Here is a 22,105-nt window from a genome sequence, read left to right on the forward strand (position 1 = left end):
TTGGCCCGGAAAATTTGTAAGCTGCATCACATATTTTAAAGGAGGCCATCACATGTCCATTATCAACACCAAAATTAAGCCGTTCAAAAACAGTGCATTTAAAGACGGCCAGTTTATCGAAGTAACCGAGAAAGACGTTGAAGGTAAATGGAGTGTTTTCTTCTTTTATCCGGCTGACTTCACCTTTGTTTGCCCAACCGAACTGGGCGACGTCGCGGATCACTATGAAGAGTTCCAGAAACTGGGCGTGGACATCTACTCAGTGTCTACTGATACCCACTTTACCCACAAAGCCTGGCACGGCTCTTCTGACACCATCGCAAAAATCAAATATGCGATGATCGGTGACCCAACTGGCGCGCTGACCCGCAACTTCGACATCATGCGCGAAGACGAAGGTCTGGCTGACCGTGGTACATTCATCGTTGACCCACAGGGTGTTATCCAGGCCGTAGAAATCACCGCTGAAGGTATTGGCCGTGATGCATCTGACCTGCTGCGCAAAGTGAAAGCGGCGCAGTACGTGGCTTCTCACCCTGGTGAAGTGTGCCCGGCCAAATGGAAAGAAGGTGATGCGACTCTGGCGCCTTCGCTGGACCTGGTTGGCAAAATCTAATTTCCGCATCGCAACGTCGATCATTTTCTCATCGGGTGCTTCGGCACCCGATTTTTTGACCAGGAACTCACTATGCTTGATACCAATTTAAAAACGCAGCTCAAAGCTTATCTTGAGAAACTCACCAAGCCTGTGGAGTTGATTGCAACGCTGGATGATGGCGCAAAATCAACCGAGATTCGCAATCTGTTGGTCGATATCGCGAGCCTGTCTGACAAGGTCAGCTTTCGTGAAGAGAACGATCGTCAGGTGCGTAAACCCTCATTTTTAATCACTAACCCTGGTGCGGATCACGGCCCACGTTTTGCGGGTTCGCCGCTGGGTCATGAATTTACCTCACTGGTGCTGGCGCTGTTACAGACCGGTGGGCACCCGTCCAAAGAAGCACAAAATCTGCTTGATCAGATTGCGGCGCTGGATGGGGATTTCCATTTCGAAACCTATTATTCGCTGTCCTGCCACAACTGTCCGGATGTGGTACAGGCTCTGAACCTGATGGCGGTCCTGAACCCACGCATCAGCCACACCGCGATTGACGGTGGCCTGTTCCAGAACGAAATTCAGGAACGGAATGTCATGGGCGTGCCGGCGGTTTTCCTGAACGGCAAAGAGTTTGGTCAGGGCCGCATGAGCCTGGCGGAGATCGTCAGTAAAGTCGACACCAATGCTGACAAGCGCGCAGCAGAAGCGCTGAATAAACGCGAAGCCTATGATGTGCTGATTATTGGCAGCGGTCCCGCTGGCGCAGCGGCCGCCATCTATTCTGCCCGTAAAGGCATCCGCACCGCCCTGATGGGTGAGCGTTTCGGCGGACAGGTACTGGATACCGTTGATATCGAAAACTATATTTCCGTGCAGAAAACGGAAGGGGCCAAACTGGCTGGCGCACTGCGTGCCCACGTTGACGATTACAGTGTTGATGTGATTGACAGTCAGAGCGCGATTAAACTGATTCCGTCTGCGGCGAAAGGCGGCCTGCACGCCATTGAAACGGCGTCAGGTGCCGTACTGAAATCCCGTAGCATCATCCTGGCGACCGGCGCGCGCTGGCGCAACATGGGCGTGCCGGGGGAAGAGCAGTACCGTACTAAAGGTGTGACCTATTGCCCGCACTGTGACGGTCCGCTGTTCAAAGGTAAACGCACTGCCGTCATCGGTGGCGGTAACTCCGGCGTGGAAGCGGCTATCGATCTGGCTGGTATTGTTGAACACGTCACATTGCTGGAATTCGCCAGCGAAATGCGTGCAGACAAAGTGCTGCAGGACAAACTGCGCAGTCTGAAAAACGTGGATGTGATCCTGAATGCACAAACCACCGAAGTGAAAGGCGACGGCAGCAAAGTTACCGGCCTGCAATATCTGGATCGCACCAACCAGACAACCCATGAACTGGCGCTGTCAGGCATTTTTGTTCAGATTGGCCTGCTCCCTAACACCACCTGGCTGGAAGGGGCGGTTGAGCGCAACAAGATGGGTGAAATCATCATCGATGCAAAATGCGAAACCAGCCTGAAAGGCGTTTTCGCAGCAGGCGACTGCACCACGGTGCCTTACAAGCAAATCATCATTGCCAGCGGTGAAGGGGCAAAAGCCTCGCTGAGCGCTTTTGATTACCTGATTCGCACCCAACCTGCACACTAAGTTTTTCGGTGCAAAAGCCAGCCCTGTAATCTGTGTTACAGGGCTTTTTAATATCCGGCCAGCGTCATTAACATCATCCACAGCGGCGTGGTTATCGCGGCAAAAAGGGTGGAAAGCAGCATACTGGCGGCCGTGGGGCCGGTAATCACGTTAAATTTCTGCGACATCAGGTAAACATTCACACCGACCGCCATCGACCCCAGCAGCACCACCACTTTACTTTCCAGCGCAGGCAGACCCGTCAGCCAGGCGATCGCCCAGACACACAGCGGCTGCAGAATCAGTTTCAACGCACAAATCGTGTAACTCTCTTTCAAGCCTTCCCGCACCCGGTAGTGCGCCAGGCTCATGCCGAGTGTGACCAACGATAAGGGTGCGGCGATGGACGCCAGCATGCGCAGCGGTTCAGCGGCGATGGCGGGAAGCGGCCGCTGCAACAGGCTCCAGGCGGTACCTGATAAGATGCCAATAATTAACGGATTCCTGAGCACGCTAATCAAGGTGCGCTTAAAGCCCTGAAGGGAAAAACTGCCCTGTTTCGACCATTCCACCGAGACGGTGAGTAATGTCCAGAGGATCAGACTGTTAAATACCAGCACCAGCGCAACCGATGGCAAGGCACCGGGGCCCAGCAGGACGGTAGCGACCGGAATGCCCAGCATAACGTTATTTGAAAAGACCCCGCCCAGGGCAAAGACCGAGCCGGCCACGCCACCCAGATGAAACAGACGCGAGGCAAGGATTCGGCCCACGATAAACACCAGCAGACAACTGCCAAAGAATGCCAGAAGCAGGCGCACATCGACTGCGGGACTGTTGTAAAAGTCACTCATGATGCGAAACAGCATGCAGGGCAGGGCAACGTTAAAGACAAACCGGTTCATGCCTTCGCTGATGCTCAGCGGCCATTTGCCCCATTTCGTCAGGCAATAACCCAGGAAAATAAGAATAAACAGCGGGGCTGACAGGTAAATCTGGTGTCCTAATGTATCCAGCAGGAAGGGCATAAGCGTAAGCAGTCCAGTGACTCAGTAAGGGCAAGACTACCAAATTGCGTCGGCCGCGTAACCTGGCAAAACGTGTACCCGACCCGCGAATTTACCCCAGCCAGCGGCGCGCCTGGTCATCACTGATATCGCGATAATACACCCGATGGATAACCGCATCGCAACGCTGACAACGGGCAGAAAGATAAGTGGAATAATAGTGTCGGCCAGAAGGAGAAAGGGCACCCTGACGGGTAATGGTGATGTCAGTCCATCGGTGACGATGAGGGATAAGCGCTAAAAATCGCATCATGCTTCCTGTCAAGTATGAAGTGTTCTGGTAATTTTTAACTACGTGATATGAAGATTTATTGTTGCGATGTTGTAGGCAGGTGTTTGTTATTGCTGGGCATTCTGATAATGGTGAAGGATATAATTTACTTGCGTAAATACCTTTACTGCTCTGACGTGCAAATTTTAAGCCCGCAGCATTAAGCCTTTTTTCGTGCGGTGGGGAGTTGATCGGGATCATGTAAAAGTCTCGCCCGCCAGGTTGAAAAAAGAATAAGCACCTTGCTTAAATTTAGGGGCTTACTTATTCTTCTCTGCGTAACACGACTCGGGGTGCCCTTCTTTGTGAAGGCTGAGAAAAACCCGTATTACCTGATCTGGATAATGCCAGCGTAGGGAAGTCTGATGCCTGACCGCATTCGCCTTCTTGTCCGCCGGTTGGGAGTTCTGATGACACATCAACCGCACCATCTTTCTGATGCGCAATGCGCGCCCATCCTGCAACAGTTTCGCCGTCAGTCACCGCTCGTGCACTGCATGACCAATGATGTGGTGCAAATGCTCACGGCTAATGTCCTGCTTGCTCTGAACGCGTCACCTGCCATGGTCATCGATCGCGAGGAAGCGCCGCAGTTCAGCGGTATCGCGGATGCACTGTTAATCAATGTCGGCACATTAACGCACGAACGCCAGCAGGCCATGGCCGCGGCAATCGAGGCGGCTAATCTGGCAGGCACGCCCTGGACGCTGGACCCGGTAGCGGTGGGCGCACTGACGTTGCGTACCCGGTTTTGCCAGCAGGTGCTGATGCAGTCGCCTGCCGTGATTCGCGGCAATGCTTCCGAGATTCTGGCGCTGGCCCAGCAGGCTGACGGCGGACGTGGCGTGGACAGTCTGCACGCCGCCGAAAGCGCCCTGCTGGCCGCCCAACAACTGGCGCGGGAGTATCAGACCTGTGTGGTGGTCACTGGCGAGGTGGATTATGCCACCGACGGGATGCGTACCCTGTCGATCGTCGGCGGATCGCCCTTAATGACGCGGGTGGTCGGTACCGGCTGTGCGCTGTCTGCGGTCGTCGCCGCCTTTGCCAGCCTGCCGGGTGACAGACTGGTGAATATCGCCAGCGCCTGTCGGGTGATGGCACTGGCCGGAGAGAAAGCCGCACAGGCATCAACCGGGCCGGGCAGCTTTGCACCAGCGTTTCTGGACGCGCTCTGGACACTGGAGGCCGCTCTGTGAAACGCATCAATGCTTTAACGATTGCCGGTACCGATCCCAGCGGCGGTGCCGGGATTCAGGCCGACCTGAAAACCTTCTCCGCACTGGGCGCTTACGGCACCAGCGTGATTACGGCCCTGGTGGCGCAAAATACCTGTGGCGTACAGTCGGTGTACCGTATTGATCCTGATTTTGTCAGCGCACAGCTGGATTCCGTTCTTGATGACGTGCGCATCGACAGTGCAAAAATTGGCATGCTGTCCGACGCGGCGATCGTGGAGCGGGTGGCGGCTGGCTTGCAGCGCCGGGCAATCCCGTTCGTGGTGCTGGACACGGTGATGGTGGCCAAGAGCGGCGATGCCTTACTGAGTCCTGATGCCATTGCCTGTGTCCGCGAACACCTGTTGCCACAGGTGTCACTGATCACACCTAATCTGCCCGAAGCCGCCGCGCTGCTCGAATGCGGTATGGCCAGCAATGAGAACGAGATGCTGACGCAGGGTGATGCCCTTCTGGCGCTGGGTTGTCAGGCCGTGCTGATGAAGGGCGGACATCTGGATCATGGCGAAAGTCCTGACTGGCTGATCACGCCAGCGGGGCGGCAACGGTTCAGCACGCCTCGGGTGAAAACGCGCCATACGCACGGTACCGGTTGTACGCTGTCTGCTGCGCTGGCGGCCCTGCGTCCACGGCACAGTGACTGGGCGGAGACGGTTAATGAAGCCAAAACCTGGCTACAACAGGCCCTGCTGGCAGCCGATTCGCTGGAGGTGGGCCACGGGACTGGACCTGTGCATCATTTTCATCAGTGGTGGTAACGGCTTCGCTCAGCGATTGTACGGCGCGCTACTCAGCCTCGAACCAGTCACGGTTTTGCCTGATCACGGGCGCGAGCGAAAACATCATTGCCTGCAGATGGTGACGCAGGGCGGTTTCTGCCTGGTCCGCATCGCGCGCTTTCAGGGCGGCAAAAACGGCTTCATGTTGTTCGATCAGCGTTTCAGCGGGCGCGACCTGATTCAGGGTGAGATAGCGCACCCGGTCCATCGTCGCCTTGATGTTTTCAATGGTTTCCCATGCCAGCATACAGTCGATGCTCTCGGCAATCAGACGATGGAATTCATCGTCCAGGCTGAGAAACATCTGGCTGTCGCCCCGGGCGGCAGTGATGCGCTGGAGCTGCAGATTATGCTCCAGCGCCATCAGTCCGCGCTGGCTTGTTTCCCGCGCTGCGCGGCGTATCACGGCCAGTTCTACCGCTTCCCGGATAAAGCGTCCATCTTCAACCTGCTTCGCTGAAATCTTACGCACAAAGGTGCCGCGCTGTGGAAGGATTTGTACCAGACCGGCTTCTGCCAGCTTAATGAACGCCTCACGTACCGGCTGGCGAGAGAGATGAAAACGGGCGGAAACCTCTTTTTCCGACAGCAAAGCGCCCGGCTGAATGACGCAGGTGACGATATCTTTGCGTAGATAACGGTAAATCTGCTGATTGACCGGTTCACTTGTCGTGATGGTGTAGGAAAGCGTCATGTTCTGTCCCTGTTAACATTAACCCGATTTCGCCAGCGCGTTAAAACGCCTTAGCCCTGTGCGATGGCCTGTTGCACGGCCGCCCGTGCCCCCACTTTCGTCAACTGTATATAGCAGGCGGAGAGCGCGTCAACAAAGGCTGTATTATCCGCCAGATCCTCGCCGAAAACGGTTTTCAGGCCCAGTAAGGCCCGCACCCGCTCCTGACCTTCCGCACTTTCTGCCACACAGGTGGCCAGCTGGGCTTTAAGTGGGTCACGGATCGCTATAGGTTCGCCTTTTTCATCGACCGCAGCGACATAGCGCATCCAGGCGGCAATGCCCAGCAACAGCAGCGGGCAGGGTGTGCCGTTAGCGAGATGCCAGCGTACGCTGTCAAGAAAGCGTTGTGGCAGTTTCTGGGTGCCATCGGTCGCAATCTGGTAGGTGCGGTGTCTGATAGCGCGGTTGGCAAAGCGAGCGATTAAGGCGTCGGCGTAAGCCGGTAAATCCACCCCCTGCGTGGTTAACGTCGGTGCCTGTTCGTTAACCATCAGCGCACGTGCAGCCGCCCGGAACGCGTCGTCAGCCATACAATCGCTGATGTGTTCATAACCCGCAAGGTAACCAAGGTACGCCAGAAAGGAGTGGCTGCCATTGAGCATGCGCAACTTCATTTGCTCAAACGGCAGCACATCCTCCACCAGTTCGGCACCGGCCTTGTCCCAGTCAGGTCGGCCGCTGACAAAGTGGTCTTCAATCACCCACTGAAAGAAGGGTTCAGCCTCAACGGCCACTGGATCGGACGAACCAATACGGGCACGTAACGCGTCAAAGGCGGCCTCATTCATCGCCGGAACGATGCGATCTACCATGGTGGAGGGAAAGGTGATGTTGTGCTGAATATAGTCCGCCAGCGACGCATCATGCTGCCGGGCGAGCTGCGTCACCACATTCCGTGTGACGTGGCCATTTTCAGGCATGTTATCGCAGGACATCACGCTGAAAGGCGCTAAACCCAGATCGCGTCGACGGCGGATGGCGGCGACAATCACTCCGGGCAGCGAGCGGGGCTGTGCGGGGTGCGCCAGGTCATGCACGATATCCGCATGTTGCAGATCGAGATTGCCGCTGGCGGGCAGGTGACAATAGCCTTTTTCTGTCACGGTCATCGACACAATCGCCACGTCCGGCTGGCACAGGGCCGTAATCACGGCATCAATGCCGTCCGTTTTGCCGTGCAGTGCCGCGGTAACCACCCCAATGACCCGGGTTTTCACGGCGTCGTCACTTTTTTCGGTCAACGTATAGAGAAAGTCCTGTTGGCGGAGTGCCTGAATCAGCTCGCCGCTGTTAAGGTTAACCTCGCAGATTCCCCAGTCGCTACCCTGTTCGGCCAGTTTATCCGTGCACAAGGCCTGATGGGCGCGATGAAAGGCACCAAAGCCGATATGCACTATACGGGTTTTAAGCTGGCGACGGTCATAGGCGGGCAGATGAACATCCGCAGGAAGGTGATCGATGTGTAGCATAAAGCATCCTTGTGGCAGACGGACGGCAGGCCATGCTGGCATTAAGGATGAAAAATTACGCGTCCCGCTACTACCATACAAGTTGAAGTAGCGGAATTGTGAATGTAATCACGAACTGTTTACATTAAGGCCGGGAGCCAGGGCTCCCGTGAGAATTAACTCAGCAGGGCACACTGCGGCGGCAGGCGGCAGCTTAACGCGCCCGGCATGATATCAATGGTAAATGACTGGCCTGTCAGCGGTTCGCCATCCAGGTTAAAGGTCATTTCATGCGGTGAGCGAATCGTCAGGGACGATAAGCGCGTAGAAACAATGCCGGGATTCTCTTCATCGCCGGTCAGGGAATGCAGCAGGGTAGGCAGCAACTCCTGCGCGGTGACAATGCTGACGTCCAGCAGGCCATCGTTAATCAACGCCGACGGGCATAAACGCTGACCGCCTCCGGCCTGACGACCGTTGCCGATGCCGATGACCAGCGCATCGCCCTGCCAGTTAAAACCGGGCCCGGTAATTTCACAACTGTCCGGTTTTAGCGTGTCCATGCGCATCAACCCATGAATAAAATAGGACACGCCGCCCAGTGCGGATTTGAGTTTTTCCGGCGTCTCGGTCGTAATGCGCGTGCCAAATCCTCCGGTCGCCATATTAATAAAATAGTGATGCTGGTTAACGCGGGCGAGGTCGATATCACAGGCTTTACCCTGGATAGCCAGGCGCAAGGCGTGCTCAATCTCTTCAGGAATGCCGACGCTGGTGGCAAAATCGTTCGCTGTGCCCAGCGGCAGAATCCCCAGAACCGGGCGCTCATCCGCGTTGACCGACGCCAGTGCGGTAGCGATTTCGTTGACGGTGCCGTCACCGCCGCCCGCCACCACGGTTTCCGCCTGCAGTTCAAGGGCTTCTTCCACGTAACGCTCACCGTCTCCTTTTTCATACGTCACGCGCACGGCTATGTTAAAGCCCTCGGCGCGCAGCTTCGTGATCGCTTCACGGAGATCGTCATTACCTGCGCCTTTACCATTCAGGATTAGCAGCGTAAGCGATTGTTTGTCCATTATCTGTTCCTTGGAGATCGAAAGCGTAGTTAGTGGTTATAGCATAGCCGGAAGAGAAAAATGATTGGCGAAAGGGAGAAAAAAGAAAACCCGCACGGGGGAGCCGGGCGGGTGAATGAGGTGGATCCAGTTACTGCTGCTGATAATTGTTACTCATTGGTAGCAGGCAGCACTATAGTTCAGTAAAACCGAGCCGTCTGTGATCCTGTTCTTGCTTTTGTCAAATTTTGTCAGGCCGTGGCGTGAGCGGCATGCGGATCCTGAGTGTTCTGGCCTGGCGCAAAGTTACGCAGCAGCAAGGCAAACCGCAGATCTACCTCCGGCGGCACTTTCATCCAGACGCGATGCCCGTCTCCCGGGGCCACCTCTGTCGGTTCTCCACGGCTGTTTTGCAGGGCATCAAGGGTGCAGATCAGGTTACCGGACGGCGTCATGATCTCCAGGCTGTCATGCAGAACAAATTTATTCTTTACCCGTACTTCCGCCCAGCCCTCGCGCTGTTCACCGCTGAACTCCCCGACGAACTGCTGGCGCTCTGAGACAGAGTAGCCGGTCTGGTAATTCTGGTAGCTGTCGTGGGTGTGACGACGCAAAAAACCTTCGGTATAGCCGCGATGCGCCAGGCCTTCCAGGGTTTCCAGCAGGGCAGAATCAAACGGTTTACCTGCCGCCGCATCGTCAATGGCTTTGCGATAAACCTGTGCGGTGCGGGCGCAGTAATAATAAGATTTGGTGCGACCTTCGATTTTCAGCGAGTGAACGCCCATCTGGCTCAGGCGCTCGACGTGCGCCACGGCACGCAGATCTTTCGAGTTCATGATGTAGGTGCCGTGTTCATCTTCAAAGGCACTCATCATTTCGCCGGGTTTCATTTTCTCCTCCAGCAAAAACACCTTGTCGCTGGGTTGCCCAATGCCCAATGTGGGCGTCACGTCCTGTACGCTGACCGGCTGATGAATTTCAACAATGTTGCCGACGTCATCTTGTCTGGCTTCCTGCAACTGGTATTCCCAGCGGCAGGCGTTGGTGCAGGTTCCCTGGTTAGGATCGCGTTTATTCATGTAGCCCGACAGCAGACAGCGCCCGGAGTACGCCATACACAGTGCGCCGTGCACAAATACTTCCAGCTCCATGTCCGGCACCTGCTCGCGAATATCGGCGATCTCCTCCAGCGACAGCTCGCGGGATAAAATCACCCGACTTAAGCCCATTTGCTGCCAGAATTTCACCGTTGCCCAGTTTACGGCGTTAGCCTGCACAGATAAGTGGATGGGCATGGCCGGAAACGCCTCACGCACCAGCATGATCAGGCCAGGATCGGACATGATTAACGCGTCGGGCTGCATCTCAATTACCGGCGTTAAATCGCGAATAAAGGTTTTCAGCTTGGCGTTATGCGGGGCGATGTTCACCACCACATAAAACTTTTTACCCAGCGCGTGGGCTTCGTTAATGCCTTTCGCCAGGTTTTCATGGCTGAATTCGTTATTGCGTACCCGTAGGCTGTAGCGCGGCTGGCCGGCATAGACGGCATCGGCCCCATAGGCAAACGCGTAACGCATGTTTTTCAGCGTTCCGGCGGGGGAAAGTAATTCGGGTTTCATGATGTGCTCACTGATGTCAGGTCAGCATGTCGCCTGGGCGACATGTGCAGGGGGAAACCCTGCAAAAGGTGCGGAATTGTAGGCAGGGTGAAAACGGAAGTAAATTGATCTGGGTCAATCTAAATCAACTGGCAGACATCGGCTTCCCAGCGATAGCCCATGCCATATACCGCGCGGATAAAGGGTTGTTCGCTGTCCAGGCTTTCCAGTTTTCTGCGCAGGTTCTTGATATGGCTGTCAATGGTTCGGTCGGTGACAACCCGGTAATCGTCGTAGAGATGGTTTAACAACTGTTCACGGGAGAAGACTTTTCCCGGTTCAAGGGACAGCGTTTTCAGCAGACGAAATTCAGCGGGCGTTAAATCCAGCGGCTCATCACGCCAGCTGGCCTGAAAGCGGCTTTCATGAACTTTCAGCAAAGACGCGACGGGCGCTTCTTCGGGAGATCGCTTCACCCGGCGCAAAATGGTTTTGACCCGCGCTACCACTTCGCGTGGGCTGAATGGCTTGCAGATATAGTCATCCGCACCAATCTCCAGGCCCAGCAGGCGATCGATTTCTTCCGTGCGCGCGGTCACCATAATAATCGGCAAGTCGGAATCACGGCGAATCTCACGGCACAGCGTCAGGCCATCTTTACCCGGCAGCATCAAATCCAGCAGGATAAGATCGGGCGGCGTCTGTTTAACGTAGTCCAGTACCGCGTTGCCGTGCGCCAGATGATGCGTGCGATAGTTAGAAGCCTCAAGGTAATCAATCATCAGTTGTGCCAGCTTGGGTTCATCTTCAACCACAAGGATTAGCGGGTAAGTGTTTTCCTGGTTCATAATCTTCTAAACGGGAGGAACATAACGCAATTGTAGCGCGATTTTCAGCCCACCTAAATCCGCATGCGAGGCGCTGATGCTGCCACCGTGGGCATCAACAATGTTTTTACAGATGGCCAGCCCCAGGCCAGAGCCGCCGCTGGCGCGATTGCGCGAACCTTCTGTGCGGAAAAAACGCTCAAATATTTGTGCCTGTTGATCGCCTTCCACGCCGGGCGCGCTGTCCTCTACGGTGACGTGCCAGTAGGGCGCGTCATACCAGAGCCGCACCCGGACTTCGCCGCCGGCATCGGTGTAACGCAGGCTGTTTTCCAGCAGGTTAATAAACAACTGCATCAGCCGGTCAGGATCGCCAAAAAACGGCGCGTCATCCGGCATGTCGAGCTTCAGGGTTAAATCATGGCTGCGGTAGCGCTCGGTAAAATTGCCTGCGCTGATCTCAATAAGCTGCACCAAATCGGTGGCCTGCTTGCGATAGGCCAGTGCGCCGACGTCAGAGAGCGAAAGCTGGTGCAGATCATCCACCAGCTTGGTCAGCAGCGCTACTTCGCTTTGCAGAGAGGTAATCGCGTCTGGCGTGAGTTTACGTACACCATCCTGCATGGCTTCCAGCTCACCGCGCAAAATCGCCAGTGGCGTGCGCAGTTCATGCGAGATGTCGGCCATAAAGGCCCGACGCATACTTTCATTTTTCTCCAGCGAACTGGCCAGCAGGTTAAAGTCATGGGCCAGCTGGCCCAGTTCGTCCTGGCTGTCAACCTTAACCCGTGTGGCTAAATTCCCCGCCGCCAGATGATGCGTACCGTCTACCAGTCTTTTCACCGGTGCCAGCAAGCCCCGCGCCATCAGCCAGGTGACCAGGGCGGCAAGCAGAGTAGAGAGGCCCACGATATACCAGCTGGTTCGTCGCTGCTGCTGATCAAAATTGATATCGGTGCTGCGCGTCAGGCGCTCTGGCGGCGAGCTGATGATCCAGCCCACGACTTTACCGTTACTGAGCGTAATATCGTGACGTATCCCTTCCGGGGGAACCTGTGAGCGCGGGCCGACCATCACTTTGTAGTGCTGATCGAGTACCCAGAACTGGGTGCGCCAGCCGTGAGGCGGTAACTGGTTACTGCTGTCCGGGTTTTGCTCCAGCGAGCGCAGCATCGAGAAGATCAGCCGGTCGTTATTACGCAGAAAATCCCAGTCGCCATGCTGTTCATACTGATCGGCCAGCGCCGCACCCAGCAAATTCAGCCGCTGTTCATTCCCGCGTTTAATATAGTCGACAAAGCCATGTTCAAAGCTGAGCCGGACGCCCCAGTGCATGGTAATCAGGACCAGCATGCAGGTGGAGAATATGGCCATGAATAATTTGGCACCGATGCCAAAATGCAGGAACGATCTCATTCACTTCTCCGACGTCGCAGATCGACGCTTTTACTCATCTCTTTCGGAACCCGCCAGAACACCAGCGCAGGCAGAATAATGATCAGCGCCATACAGAGATAAACACAGATAAACGCCTGATGGCTTAAACCCTGTTCCCCGGACGTTGCATGACCAAACGCGCCCAGCAGCAGGCCCGCCACGGTTACGCCAATACTCATTGAGAGCTGCATGATCATCGATAACAGGCTGTTGCCGCTGGAGGCCAGGTCATCGGGTAGATCCTTGAGCGTCAGCGTATTCATCGAAGAGAAGCGAATCGCATTCACCATGCCTTGCAGAAACAGCACCAGCGGCAGCATGACTGTCCAGCCGAGCATCGCCACCAGTGGAAACAGCAAGACCACCAGCGCCAGGCCTATGGTTGAACCCACCAGCACGTTGCGATAGCCAAACAGGTTAACAATGCTGACAACCACACGCTTCATGCCCATATTGCCCAGCACCATGGCAATCATCATTAAGCCGGCATGAAACGGGCTGAAGCCCATGCCGATTTGCAAGAACAGCGGCGTCATAAAGGGCAACATGCCGCTGCCGATGCGGCCAGTCAGACTACCGAGTAAGCCAATAGAGAAAATGCGGTTGTCGAACAGCTTCAGGCTGAACAGCGCACTGTCGTTTTGGCGCGCATGCAGCAGATAAAACAGAAGAGAGCCAGTGCCGATGAGGATCATCGCGGCCAGTAACAAGGCAGAGCCGCCGCTACTGCGTTGACCGTCAAGCGCCAGCGTTAACGTAGCCATTCCGGCGGCCAGCAGGACAAACCCGACAAAATCAAAGCGTCGCGGCGGCATCGCGTAGTTCGGCAGTAACTTCAACGTGGCGACGGCACCGATGATGCCGACCGGGATGTTAATCAGGAAAATCCAGTGCCAGCTGGCATATTCCACCAGCACACCGCCCAGTGCGGGCCCCAGCAGCGGCCCAATCTGGCCGGGCAGGGTGACAAAGGTCATCGCAGACATATACTGGTCACGCGGTACAATACGCATTACCGTCAGCCGTCCTACCGGCACCATCATGGCCCCGCCAATCCCCTGAATCACACGCGCCATGATAAGCTGATTCAGCGTGCCTGACAGACCGCACAACAGCGATCCCACGCTGAACAGCACAATCGCGCTAAAAAAGATATTTCTCACGCCGAACCGGTCCGCCAGCCAGCCGCTCAGCGGCAGCGTCACCGCCACCGTGAGCACATAGGCCACAATCACCGAATGCATATGCAGTGGGCTCACGCCCAGATCGTGCGCCATGGACGGGATCGCCGTGTTGACGATGGTGGTGTCCAGCGTCTGCATAAAAAAACCAAAGGCAACAATCCACAACTGCCAGCGGACCGTGACGCTCTGCATGATATTTACCCCTTAATGCTGAGTGGCATTCATCCTCTGGGTGCGCGTTTTACGTCGCAGTTTGTCCATCATTAAGTACACCACCGGCGTGGTATACAGCGTGAGGAGCTGGCTCATGATCAAGCCGCCGGCAATGGTGATGCCCAACGGCTGACGCAGCTCGGCGCCGTCTCCGCTGGTCAGCACCAGCGGTAACGCGCCAAACAGGGCCGCCAGCGTGGTCATCAGGATAGGGCGGAAGCGTAACAGGCAGGCCTGGAAAATCGCCTCGCGGGCGCTCAGATTGCCGTTGCGTTCTGCGTCAAGCGCAAAGTCGACCATCATGATGGCGTTCTTTTTTACTATCCCGATCAACAACAGAATCCCGATCAAGGCAATCAGGCTGAACGGCGTATCAAACAGCTCCAGCGCCAGCAGGGCACCGACGCCCGCAGACGGCAGCGTCGAAAGAATGGTCAACGGGTGCACATAGCTTTCGTAGAGAATCCCCAGCACGATATAAACTGCCGCAACCGCAGCCAGCATCAACCAGAGTTGACTGCTTTGCGATTGCTGGAACGCCTGTGCGGTGCCGGCAAAGCTGCCGCGCACGCTGGACGGTACGCCAAGCGCCGTCATAGTGCGATCGATCGCCTCGGATGCCTGGGACAGCGACACACCTTCTGGCAGATTAAAGGAGAGGGTTGACGCGGCAGACAAGCCCTGATGATTAACCGACAGCGGCGCGTTGGCCGGTTGCCATTTGGCGAACCAGGAGAGCGGGATGGGTTTGCCGTCGCTGTTAATCACAAACATCTGATCCAGTGAACTGATGTCTTGGGTATAGCGCGGATCCACTTCCATGACGACCTTGTACTGGTTCAGCGGCTGATAGATGGTGGAAATCTGACGCTGACCAAACGCATCGTTGAGCAACGCATTCGCTTCGGAAACATTAATGCCCAGCCGCGCCATGCTGGCCCGGTCATACGTCAGGGCCATTTCGCTGCCCTGATCCTGCTGATCGGAGTTAACGTCGGCCAGTTCCGGCAGGGCGCTAAAGGCCTGACGAATTTTCGGTTCCCAGGTGCGCAGCGCAGCCAGATCGTCTGTTAACAGAGAATACTGATAGCTGGCGTTGGCTTCGCGACCGCCCACCCGGATATCCTGCACCGCATTAAGATACAGGTTGGCACCGGGCTCCTTTGCCAGCTTGGTACGCAGGCGGGCAATCACCGCCTGTGCATTATCTTTGCGTTCGGACAAGGGTTTCAGGGAGATAAACATCAGGCCCATATTGGTGCGCATGCCGCCGGTAAAGCCCACCACGCTTGAGACATCCGGATCGGCCCCCACGATTTTCATGAAGTCCTGCAACTTACCGCGCATCGCCTGAAACGAAATGCTTTGGTCGGCAGAAATAAAGCCGGACAGGCGGCCGGTATCCTGCTCGGGCAAAAAGGTTTTAGGAATACTGATGAACAGCCACACCGTCAGGGCGACAGTGCCCACGAGCAACAGGATGACCCAGCGCGCATGGTTCAGCACGACGTTCAGAGAGCGGGCATAACCCTGTTGTACCGCCAGCAGCAGGCGGCCAATGCCCCGTCGCCGCGGCTGACTGCGCGGCGCATGGGGTTTCAGCAGGTAAGCACACATCATGGGCGTCAGCGTGATGGACACAAACAGCGAGATCAGAATAGCAACCGACAGGGTGATGGAAAACTCTGCGAAGAAGCGGCCAATCAATCCGCCTGTCATCAGCAGCGGCAGGAAGACCGCGATCAGCGACAGGCTCATCGACAGCACCGTAAAGCCCACTTCACGCACGCCTTTGAGCGCGGCGGCCAGCGGTTTCATGCCCGATTCAACATGACGGGCAATGTTTTCCAGAACCACAATGGCATCGTCCACGACAAAGCCGGTGGCGATGGTCAGCGCCATCAACGACAGATTGTTCAGGCTAAAGCCGCACAAATACATGGCGGCAAAGGTGCCAATCAGCGAGACCGGCACGGCTGCCGCCGGAATCAGCGTGGCGCGACCTGAGCGCAGGAAAACAAACACCACCAGAATGACCAGGCCAACGGCGATAATTAGCGACTGCTCCACTTCTTCGAGCGACGCGCGGATGGTGGGTGAGCGATCCTGGGCAATCTGCAGATCGATCGCCGTCGGGATGATTTCGTGCAGTTCGGGCAGTTCAGCGCGAATACGATCAACCGTCTCAATCACGTTCGCATCCGCCGTTTTGCGAATCACCAGCAAAACGGCCGGTTTGCCCCGCGACATACCGGCGTTGCGCACATCCTGCACGGAGTCCTCAACGGTGGCGACATCGGACAACCGTACTGCCGCGCCGTTGTTGTATTGCACGATCAGCGGCTGGTATTCCCGGGCGGTTTGTAATGCATCGTTGGTCCGTAACTGCCAGCGCTGTTGCCCGTCTTCCAGCGCGCCCTGCGGACGGCGCTGGTTAGCGTTAGCGATGGTCTGACGCACCGCATCCAGCGACACGCCCTGATTAAATAACGCCTGCGGATTGAGCGCCACGCGCACTGCGGGCAGAGAGCTGCCGCCCACGGTGACATCGCCCACGCCATTAATCTGCGACAGCTTCTGTGCCAGCTGTGTCGACGCATAATCATAAAGCTGGGCTGGCGTGTACAGATCTGACGTCAGCGTCATAATCATGATCGGCGCGTCAGACGGGTTGGCTTTGCGGTAGGTCGGACGCGACGGCATGCCGGTAGGGAGCAGGCTCTGCGCCGCGTTAATGGCCGCCTGTACATCACGTGCCGCGCCGTTAATATCACGATTAAAATCGAACACCATAATAATGCGGGTCGATCCCAGCGAACTGGTCGAGGTCATTTCACTGACGCCTGCAATTCGGCCCAGCGAGCGCTCCAGCGGCGTGGCGACCGAAGACGCCATCGTTTCGGGCGAGGCTCCTGGCAGGGACGCTGACACCATAATGACCGGAAAATCCACCTGCGGCAGCGGCGCCACCGGCAGCAGGCGGAAGCCCAGAATGCCCGCCAGCGCAATGGCCAGCGTCAGTAGCGTCGTGGCGACCGGACGATGGATAAACAAACCAAAAAACTTCACGGCTGCGCCTCCGTCTGACCCAGGCGACGACGCAGGTTATGCGCCAGGCGGTCAAACAGCAGGTAGATTACCGGCGTGGTAAACAGCGTCAGAATCTGGCTCAGAATCAGGCCGCCGACCATGGCGATCCCCAGCGGCTGCCTCAGCTCTGCACCTACGCCAGTGCTGAGCATCAGCGGTAATGCACCCAGCAGGGCGGCCAGCGTCGTCATCAGAATCGGTCGGAAACGCAGCAGGCAGGCCTGATAAATCGCATCATAGGGCTTCATGCCCTGTTCACGTTCCGCCGCTAACGCGAAGTCGATCATCATAATGGCGTTCTTTTTCACAATACCAATGAGCAGAATGATGCCGATGATGGCAACAATATCCAGCTCATTCCCACTTATCATCAGCGCCAGCAGCGCACCGACGCCCGCCGTGGGCAACGTGGAGAGGATGGTGATGGGATGGATAAAGCTCTCATACAGCACGCCGAGCACGATATACATCGCTACGACTGCCGCCACAATCAGCCAGACGGTACTGGTCAGGGCAGCCTCGAAAGCCAGCGTGCTGCCCTGGAACTGCGTCATCACCTCTGACGGCATCCCCAGTTCCGTCTCTGCCTGGTTGATCGCTTTGGTCGCATCTTCCAGCGAATAGCCCTTCGCCACATTGAAAGAGAAGGTGGCGGAGGGGAACTGACTCAGGTGGTTAATCGTTAAAGGCGCATGGCGCTGGGCAATGCTGGCGATCGCGCTCAACGGCACGCTGCCACCATCAGTGCTGTTCAGACGAATACCGTCCAGGCTTTGCAGGCCCGGCATGGTGCTGTTGTCCTGTTCCAGCACCACGCGGTACTGATTCGCCTGGGTATAAATCGTGGAGATCAGCCGCTGACCAAAGGCGTCATACAGCGCGTTATCTACGTCCGCCATGCTGATGCCCAGCCGGCTGGCACTGTCGCGGTCCACTTTGATATAGGCTTCCAGCCCCTGGTCCTGCCAGTCACTGCTGACGTCACGTAGCGCAGGGTGTTTCTGCAGGGCGTTAAGCAGGGCAGGGACCCAGGTGCTGAGCGAATCCAGCGAACCGGACTGCAGAGTAAACTGATACGGCGTACGGCTGGCCTGGGTGTCAATTGTCAGGTCCTGCACCGCCTGCAACCACAAGGTGACGCCAGGAATTTTGCTGATCTGCGCTTGCAGCCGCTGCTGAATCTCCGGAATACGCTCGCTGCGCATATCCAGCGGTTTGAGGTTAATCTGCAACCGGGCGCTGTTGAGTGACGGATTGGTGCCGTCCACGCCCACGAACGAGGTCAGACTCTGTACAGCCGGATCTTTCATAATCACAGAGGCAACATCGCGTGTCCGCTCCGCCATACTGGCGTAGGATACCGACTGCGGTGCCTCCAGCGTTCCCTGGATAATGCCGTTGTCCTGCTGCGGAAAGAAACCTTTAGGAATGGCCATCCACAGCAAAACCGTCAGCAGCAACGTGCCGAGCGCCACGGACAGCGTCAGCCAGGGGTGATTCAGCACCCGGCGCAGCCCACGACCATAAACGGCAATGATGCGATCGAACATCGCTTCGCTGGCACGGGAAAAGCGGTTCTGCTTACGCAGTGACTCGGCGCTCAGCATGCGGGCACACATCATCGGCGTCAGGGTGAGCGAGACCACCGCTGAGATCAGAATTGCCACCGCCAGCGTCACCGCAAATTCGCGAAACAGGCGACCAATCACGTCGCCCATGAACAGCAGCGGAATCAATACCGCAATCAGTGAAAACGTTAACGAAATAATGGTAAAGCCAATTTCGCCTGCCCCTTTCAGGGCCGCTGTCATCGGCTTTTCCCCTTTTTCGATATAGCGCGAGATATTCTCAATTACCACGATGGCATCGTCCACCACAAAGCCTGTGGCGATGGTCAGCGCCATCAGCGTCAGATTATTGATGGAAAAGCCCAGGAAATACATTGCCGCAAAGGTGCCAATAAGCGACAGCGGAACAGCCACGGCCGGAATGATGGTCGCGGGCACATTACGCAAGAACAGGTAGATGATCATCACCACGAGCGCCATTGCCAGCATCAGCTCATGCTGCGTATCGGTGACGGACGCGCGGATATTGGTGGTGCGATCGGTGACCAGTTTGACATCGACGGATTTGGGCAGGCTGGCAATCAGCCCGGGCAGCATGGCGCGAATATTGTCGGCGGTTGCAATAATATTGGCACCCGGCTGGCGCTGCACATTCAGTACGATGGCGGGTTCACGGTTAGACCAGGCACCCAGCCAGCTGTTTTCGGCACCCTGTTCAATCGTAGCCACATCGGCCAGCCGCACTGGCGCGCCATTTTTATAACTGACGATCAGCTGGCGGTAATCCTCGACCGATTTCATCTGATCGTTGGCTGACAGCGTAACCGAGCGGGTCGGACCATCAAGACTGCCTTTCGCGGAATTTACGTTGGCGTTGGTGATCGCCGTACGCACCATTTCGCTGGTCAGGCCCATAGAGGCTAATGCCTGGGTGTTCATCTTAACGCGCACAGCGGGACGCTGGCCGCCGGTCAACGTGACCAGGCCGACGCCGGTCACCTGGGAAATTTTCTGCGCGACGCGTGTTTCCACCATGTCCTGTACCTGGGTTAAGGGCATGCTGGTGGTAGTGACGGCGAGCGTCATGATGGGCGGATCCGCCGGGTTAACTTTGCTGTAAACCGGCGGATTCGGCAAATCGCTGGGCAGCAGGTTAGAGGCAGAGTTAATCGCCGCCTGCACTTCCTGTTCTGCGACATCGAGCGGCAGCGAGAGCTGGAACTGCAGCGTCACCACCGAGGCGCCGCCAGAACTTTGCGAGGCCATCTGCTTAAGACCGGACATCTGACCGAACTGACGTTCAAGAGGCGCTGTAATCGACGACGTCACCACATCCGGACTGGCACCGGGATACAGGGTAACAACCTGAATGGTCGGATAGTCCACTTCGGGTAACGCTGACACCGGCAAAAAGCGGTAACCCAGAATCCCCGCCAGCAGAATAGCAATCATCAGTAACGTCGTCGCGACCGGGCGCAGAATAAACTGGCGTGACGGTCCTCCGCTGTGGTCAGGAGGCATAACCTGCATTACTCTGACTCTCCTTTGGATGGCAAGCTGGCGCGGCTCTGTTTAGTTGCACTGCTCTGTGCTGCAACCACTTCCACTTTTGCCCCCTCTGTCAGGCGGTCAAGGCCATCCGTTACCACGCGGTCGCCCGCGCTCAGTCCGGCATTGATGACCACTTTCTGACTGTCCTGGAAACCGGCGGTCACGGTTTTCTTACTCACCTTATCTTCGCTGTTAATCACCCAGACAAAGTGGCCTTCGTTGCCCATCTGTAACGCGCCTACCGGAATCACGACGGCATCCTGCAACGTATTCACCTTCAGCCGGGCGTTGACGAACTGATTAGGGAAAAGCAGGTCATCCTGATTATCAAAACGCGCTTTGATTTTAATGGTGCCTGTCGTGACGTCGATCTGGTTATCCAGGCTGAGCAGTTTTCCGCGCGCAATCAGATGTTGATTGCTGCGGTCCCAGGCTTCCACCAGCAACGGTTCGCCACTTTTCTGCGCCTGCATGATCTGGCTGATATTGTTTTCGGCGACGCTAAAGACGACATCCACCGGATGCGTCTGAGTGATCACCACCAGACCATTGGTATCACCGCTGGTGATGTAGTTGCCAATATCAACCTGCTTCAGGCCGACGCGACCCGCAATCGGGGAAGTAATTCGGCTGTAAGTCAGGTTCAGCTGTGCGCTGGCAACGCTGCCTTCGTCGGCCTTAATCGTGCCCAGGGTTTCACTGACCAGCGCGTTTTGCGTATCCAGATCCTGCTGGGATACCAGCGAGGTTTTCGCCAGCTTCTGGTAACGGGCTAAATCACGGCGGGCGTTCGCAAGCGTAGCCTGATCGCGCGCCAGCTGGCCTTGAGCCTGCATCAGGGCGACCTGATAGGGACGCGGATCGATCTCTGCCAGCAGATCGCCGGCTTTGACCTGCTGGCCTTCCGTGAAATGGATGGCCACCAGGTTACCATCTACCCGGCTGCGTACCGTGACGGTATTGGCTGCGGTCACCGTACCCAAACCGCTAAGGTATTGCGGCACACTTTCTGTCACGGCGCTGGCAGCCTGCACGGGCGCAAGCGGTTTATGCCCGCCGTTGCCTCTTTTGCCGTGTTCTGACTGGCTGGATGTTTCGTTGCCTGCTGGTTGGGCTGGATGCTTCCACCAGTAGTAACCGCCTGCAGCAGCGGCAATAACCACCGCTAAAATCAGGCCTTTTTTCATTCCAGGATGTCGGTTGTTCATTGTTATTGTTGCTCTCCAGCGATATCGTTCCAGGACGCGGGCATAAACGTTAGCCTGCAAACCACGAATTGTAGTCGTCCCTGCGGGTAAAAATTTGAAGGAATTAAGGATATCTGTCAGCGCACCGTAAGTATGTCGGTTTTTTGAAAAAACGGCGTTGGCAAAGAGTCAGATTTGATGTGAAACAAGGCGGACTACGCTGACCACAGCGCGCCGGATCATATCCTGCCTGACCAGGAAATACAGGATTAAAAAAACCTATCCTTCAGGAAGATGACACATTCATTACCCAGCGCTTTACGCAGCCGTGCGCAGCATGAAGAAGGTCAGCGTTTAACCTTACGTTATGCCTGCTGAGACATTGAGCGCTGAGCAAGGGGGCGCGGCGCGAAGAGGAATAAGCATCATCTTCGATACCGCCGGGTCCGTCAGTAACGTGCATTGCCGGACCGGGCGCTATCCTTAACGCGGCAGAACCGGCTGACGCATGGTGCCGCTTTAACCCCGCTCAAGATTAAAGGGCAGAAGGGCTTTTTTTCTGAGGACAGGCACTGCATTCGTTTTGCCTTCACCGCAAAAGAAAGCACGGGCTC

The 22,105-nt window shown here is 56.3% G+C and carries 16 protein-coding genes and 1 riboswitch; of the genes, 4 read left to right on the forward strand and 12 right to left on the reverse strand.

Annotation, left to right across the window (positions count from 1 at the left end):
• Positions 1 to 52 precede the first annotated feature (52 nt).
• Positions 53 to 616 (forward strand): alkyl hydroperoxide reductase subunit C, encoded by a 564-nt coding sequence (gene ahpC / locus C7433_RS11850; protein WP_033740540.1) that lies wholly within the window; start codon positions 53 to 55, stop codon positions 614 to 616.
• A gap of 72 nt (positions 617 to 688) precedes the next feature.
• Entirely contained in the window at positions 689 to 2,257 is a 1,569-nt protein-coding gene (gene ahpF, locus C7433_RS11855; protein WP_039338149.1) for an alkyl hydroperoxide reductase subunit F, read from the forward strand.
• Positions 2,258 to 2,304: 47 nt separating this feature from the next.
• Here the strand turns inward: ahpF and C7433_RS11860 are convergent, their stop codons facing one another.
• Both C7433_RS11860 and C7433_RS11865 read right to left on the reverse strand, forming a co-directional pair.
• Positions 2,305 to 3,264, reverse strand: a complete 960-nt coding sequence (locus C7433_RS11860) for an AEC family transporter (protein ID WP_110268216.1) — start codon at positions 3,262 to 3,264, stop codon at positions 2,305 to 2,307.
• A 91-nt stretch (positions 3,265 to 3,355) separates the two neighbouring features.
• Positions 3,356 to 3,553, reverse strand: a complete 198-nt coding sequence (locus tag C7433_RS11865; protein ID WP_006119907.1) for a hypothetical protein — start codon at positions 3,551 to 3,553, stop codon at positions 3,356 to 3,358.
• A 300-nt stretch (positions 3,554 to 3,853) separates the two neighbouring features.
• A riboswitch (TPP riboswitch) is annotated at positions 3,854 to 3,950 on the forward strand.
• A 34-nt stretch (positions 3,951 to 3,984) separates the two neighbouring features.
• Between C7433_RS11865 and thiM the strand changes: the two genes are divergently transcribed.
• Positions 3,985 to 4,773 carry a hydroxyethylthiazole kinase gene (gene thiM / locus C7433_RS11870; protein WP_152607495.1) on the forward strand — a complete coding sequence of 263 codons (789 nt, stop codon included), beginning with the start codon at positions 3,985 to 3,987 and terminating at the stop codon, positions 4,771 to 4,773.
• Complete coding sequence (gene thiD / locus C7433_RS11875; protein WP_110268217.1) at positions 4,770 to 5,570, forward strand: bifunctional hydroxymethylpyrimidine kinase/phosphomethylpyrimidine kinase; 801 nt, start codon at positions 4,770 to 4,772, stop codon at positions 5,568 to 5,570. Before thiM ends, thiD begins: the two co-directional genes overlap by 4 nt.
• A 28-nt stretch (positions 5,571 to 5,598) precedes the next feature.
• On the opposite strand, the gene C7433_RS11880 is transcribed toward thiD, so the two are convergent.
• From C7433_RS11880 to C7433_RS11925, 10 genes are all read right to left on the reverse strand, one after another.
• Positions 5,599 to 6,285: a GntR family transcriptional regulator gene (locus C7433_RS11880; RefSeq protein ID WP_039338144.1), complete on the reverse strand. Its 687-nt coding sequence runs from the start codon at positions 6,283 to 6,285 to the stop codon at positions 5,599 to 5,601.
• Between the two features lie 50 nt (positions 6,286 to 6,335).
• Positions 6,336 to 7,796: a mannitol dehydrogenase family protein gene (locus C7433_RS11885; RefSeq protein WP_110268218.1), complete on the reverse strand. Its 1,461-nt coding sequence runs from the start codon at positions 7,794 to 7,796 to the stop codon at positions 6,336 to 6,338.
• A gap of 155 nt (positions 7,797 to 7,951) precedes the next feature.
• Positions 7,952 to 8,851, reverse strand: a complete 900-nt coding sequence (gene yegS, locus C7433_RS11890; RefSeq protein WP_039338141.1) for a lipid kinase YegS — start codon at positions 8,849 to 8,851, stop codon at positions 7,952 to 7,954.
• Between the two features lie 230 nt (positions 8,852 to 9,081).
• Positions 9,082 to 10,458 carry a tRNA 5-hydroxyuridine modification protein YegQ gene (yegQ, locus tag C7433_RS11895; RefSeq protein ID WP_033740520.1) on the reverse strand — a complete coding sequence of 459 codons (1,377 nt, stop codon included), beginning with the start codon at positions 10,456 to 10,458 and terminating at the stop codon, positions 9,082 to 9,084.
• Between the two features lie 116 nt (positions 10,459 to 10,574).
• Entirely contained in the window at positions 10,575 to 11,282 is a 708-nt protein-coding gene (baeR, locus tag C7433_RS11900; RefSeq protein WP_033740518.1) for a two-component system response regulator BaeR, read from the reverse strand.
• Positions 11,283 to 11,288: 6 nt separating this feature from the next.
• Positions 11,289 to 12,677, reverse strand: a complete 1,389-nt coding sequence (baeS, locus tag C7433_RS11905) for a two-component system sensor histidine kinase BaeS (protein WP_006119887.1) — start codon at positions 12,675 to 12,677, stop codon at positions 11,289 to 11,291.
• Positions 12,674 to 14,074: a multidrug transporter subunit MdtD gene (gene mdtD, locus C7433_RS11910; RefSeq protein WP_110268219.1), complete on the reverse strand. Its 1,401-nt coding sequence runs from the start codon at positions 14,072 to 14,074 to the stop codon at positions 12,674 to 12,676. The genes baeS and mdtD overlap by 4 nt, the downstream gene beginning before the upstream one ends.
• 12 nt (positions 14,075 to 14,086) lie before the next feature.
• The gene (gene mdtC, locus C7433_RS11915) at positions 14,087 to 17,164 is read right to left on the reverse strand and encodes a multidrug efflux RND transporter permease subunit MdtC (RefSeq protein WP_110268220.1); all 3,078 of its coding nucleotides are present in this window, start codon (positions 17,162 to 17,164) and stop codon (positions 14,087 to 14,089) included.
• On the reverse strand, positions 17,161 to 20,283 hold the full coding sequence (locus C7433_RS11920; RefSeq protein WP_110268221.1) for an MdtB/MuxB family multidrug efflux RND transporter permease subunit: 3,123 nt from the start codon (positions 20,281 to 20,283) through the stop codon (positions 17,161 to 17,163). Before C7433_RS11920 ends, mdtC begins: the two co-directional genes overlap by 4 nt.
• Positions 20,283 to 21,512 (reverse strand): MdtA/MuxA family multidrug efflux RND transporter periplasmic adaptor subunit, encoded by a 1,230-nt coding sequence (locus C7433_RS11925; RefSeq protein ID WP_110268222.1) that lies wholly within the window; start codon positions 21,510 to 21,512, stop codon positions 20,283 to 20,285. Before C7433_RS11925 ends, C7433_RS11920 begins: the two co-directional genes overlap by 1 nt.
• Positions 21,513 to 22,105: the final 593 nt, after the last annotated feature.

Origin of the sequence: Pantoea sp. PNA 03-3, from assembly GCF_003201175.1 — a bacterium.
Lineage (GTDB): Bacteria > Pseudomonadota > Gammaproteobacteria > Enterobacterales > Enterobacteriaceae > Pantoea > Pantoea stewartii.